This is a genomic window from Sulfitobacter sp. (assembly GCF_036961165.1).
In the GTDB taxonomy this organism is placed as follows: domain Bacteria; phylum Pseudomonadota; class Alphaproteobacteria; order Rhodobacterales; family Rhodobacteraceae; genus Sulfitobacter.
The window spans coordinates 1-3,163 of the sequence record NZ_JBALVJ010000161.1 but is presented as its reverse complement, the minus strand read 5'-3'; the positions used below and the strand labels follow the sequence as shown (position 1 = coordinate 3,163).

The 3,163-nt window shown below is 53.9% G+C and carries 2 pseudogenes; one reads left to right on the top strand and one right to left on the bottom strand.

The features are described from left to right. Positions 1–520 precede the first annotated feature (520 nt). Positions 521–1,420: pseudogene (locus V7730_RS22490) on the top strand (IS5 family transposase). Between the two features lie 644 nt (positions 1,421–2,064). On the opposite strand, the pseudogene V7730_RS22485 reads toward V7730_RS22490, so the two are convergent. Beyond that, a pseudogene (locus V7730_RS22485) lies at positions 2,065–2,452 on the bottom strand (transposase); the annotation flags it as partial. Positions 2,453–3,163 lie beyond the last annotated feature (711 nt).

Below are 3,163 nucleotides of genomic sequence, written 5' to 3'. Positions count from 1 at the left end.
TCCCGCAGAGCGTTTCAATGCATGTGTTGCGTCGATCAGTTGAGACCGCCCCGCTTAGCGGACCTTTGGGCAAACCGCAGCGAGAGTCTGCTTTCCGCCCTTAGTGCACGATGCGACCCTCATAGGGGGGGGTATCAGTGCGACCGTCCGCAAATGATTATGTGCGCTCTTTAGACCTGCGTTGCATGAAAGGTCGATCTGGAATGGAACAAACTACCAAGAGATAAATAATCGCCCCTTGTCCTCAATAAGCAGATCGGATGCTCGAAGTCGCACGGCTTAGCTCGCCTTTTTTCACCCCGCAATGCGCTCTTCTTCACCCCATTTTCCACAATTTCCGAACCTTGTTAAAAACGGGCATTCATCACCCGCACGGGATGCCGAGCGCCCGTTTTCAACAGACTGGGCTCATCGCCACAACTTCCGAAAGTCGCTGAACATGGTAGTAGCCAGGTCGGCTTTGTTGCACAAATAGTCTGATAGGATTCACCTTATGAATCCAGCATGATGGCTGGCGGCTATGAGTAACTGGATACCGACGACTTACAAGACCAAGAATTGGCCAGACTACAACCAAGCCCTAAAGCAGCGCGGCTCACTATCGATCTGGTTTGATGAAGGGATGAGGTGGGAGGCGCAAGCTTGTGGCATGAGGGGACCTTAGCCGGGCCGCACTGGTCAGTGTCAGAGTTCAGCACCTTGTGTCGACCATTGCCCTCTCACACATCCATAGCATGTGTGAGAGGGGGCAGAGAACGTTGTCCGTTGCCATTCCGGGGCTCGTCCGGGCCCCTGCACCTTTTGATAGACAGTAGCGGTATCAAGGCTGAGGGCGAAGGAGAGTGGAACGCCCGTAAGCATCCCTCTCACACATGCAAGCATGTGCTGCCGAGAGGAGCTATCGATGAGCAGACACTGGAGATACGTGCCGTCGAAGTAACGAGAAACAGCATCGGCCCCTCTCGGCAGATTTTTTTTGCAAATCGCCTGCCGGGCAATGGACGCCCCCATGTGACCTGACCTACTTGATCAGATCCCGCCGGACCAAGAGATTGGCAGTGTCACCGGGGATGGGGCTTATGAAACGCGCAAATGCCACGACGCGATCGCATCCCGCAATGCCCACGCTGTCATTCCACCGCGCAAAAAGGCGAAGTTATGGAAGCCTAACACGCCCGGAGCCAGGGCGCGAAATGAAGCGGTTTGATCCTCAAAGTACCCCGGTCGCGCATTGTGGCGGCAAGTGACCGAGTATCACCGCCGAAGCCGCGTCGAAACAAAGATGCCTTGCGTCAAACTGCTTGGTCAGCGCCTCTCCGCGCGTGATTTCGATCGGCAGGTCGCGGAGACCCAAATCCGTGCCGCCATCCTCAACGGTTTCACAGCACTTGGCATTCCTAAAACAGAGGCTGTAGGCTAAATTCGTCAGGGGTAAAGGGAAGGACGACCTCAGGCAGATTTGTGCAACAAAGTCCTTGCATATCGGAAAATTCAGAAAAGTTTTATGGCGCACAGCGTCCCGCCCGGTATCGCGTGCCCAAAATAGCTGCCTTGATTGTTGCCATGGAGGCCCTTCAACGCGGGTTGCAATATCCACCGCCTCATGCGTAAGGTTCGCGCTTGCCAAGTTTACGCGAGGCAGTTCGGCCTCGTTGGGCACTGCAACGCGCGTGATGCTTCTACGTCGGGGGCCTACGTCGGGCAATGCCTCTCGAGTTTGGCGCAGCATCCTTCGATTTAGAGATGCAATGTAACGGGAAGCTTCTGGTTCCAGATCGCCAGCCGACGCCCGTTCCTGTGCTGCTGCAGCATCCGCCAGATATCCCAGTGGTTCTTGATCCAGTCTGGACGCAATCTCTGTCCGATCCGGTTCAATAATTCCAAGGATTGTCCTTACCCATTCCGGGTTGCCGAGACGTGGTGTCGCAGTCAACAATAGCACATGGCGGAAACGAGATCCTTCGCGCCCATCACAGCATAGGTTCGAAAGAAATGTAACTTGCTACAGCCTCAAGACATGAGGTTCGTCTAAGCCTCGGAAAAGTCAAAGGAGGCCAGGATGCCAACGCGACAAACCCGTCGCTCAGAAACCTTGAACTGACTACGCACAAGGTCAATGCAGGCGCGAAGGGCTTAGACGCTTCCCGATGCGGCTTCCTTCAAGGTCAGCTTGCCCAATGTCAGGCCAAAAACTGCCCGTCGAAGGCGCTCATTCTCTTTCTGCAGCCGCTTCAGTTTCTTGAGCTGCTTTGTGCCCCTCTCAGGATCATGCTGCGCATAACCCTGCCGGGCAGTGCATTCCGCCGTACTTCTTCTTCCAACGATAATAGGTTTGTTCAATCACGCTGATCTGCCGGATCGCATCAATCCGGGGCATGCTTTGCACCATCAAAACTTCAACCTGCCGTAATTTCAATACAATCTCTTCCGCCTTGGATCTCTTAATGGCCATCTCTGTTCCTCCGCCTTCCTAACTATAGGGGCGGACCACTTCAAAGGGGGAGGCTCAAGACCAAGCGCCCCCAAAGTGCATTGGGCTACCGCCCGCCAGCGCCTGAAGCCAACGTCCTTATGGACCAAAGCCAAACATACATTAACTTTCAAATTGGATCACTCAAGTGGGGCTGCTCACCGCCAAAGCATGACCTGATTTAAAATCACTGTTACAAACAGGGTGAAAACTGCAGCTTACGCAAAACATTATTTTGGTTTTTCGCAAAAAGATCATGCCCCTGCGGGAGTGACCAATTTTCATGTAGCATCGCTAGAGCGCAAATACACTGGAACCACACGCATCTCAGGTCTTTGGCGCACCTTAACGGTCCCACACTGAAAGAACGAAACAAAGTAGTTTATTGTCCGAAAACCGGAGATTTCACTTTCAGCCTCTATCAGCTACCGCGCGAGTGATCGCCTCTTTCATTGCACGTGTCGCAGCCGTGTCTGCTTGAGCGACACGTGACAGCACTCCTATCGAGCGTGAAACCAGTGGGCCGGTCAATGGCCGCCAACAGGCAATGTTTTCCGACAGCTCCTTGATCGCCATTTTGGGCAATGGCGCGACCCCTATACCCTGACAGACACGATCAATCGCAGTGCTGGTGCGCCCTACTGAAGTGGTCCGGCAAAATTGGACAGCGTGCTAAGATGTATCCAACCCGAA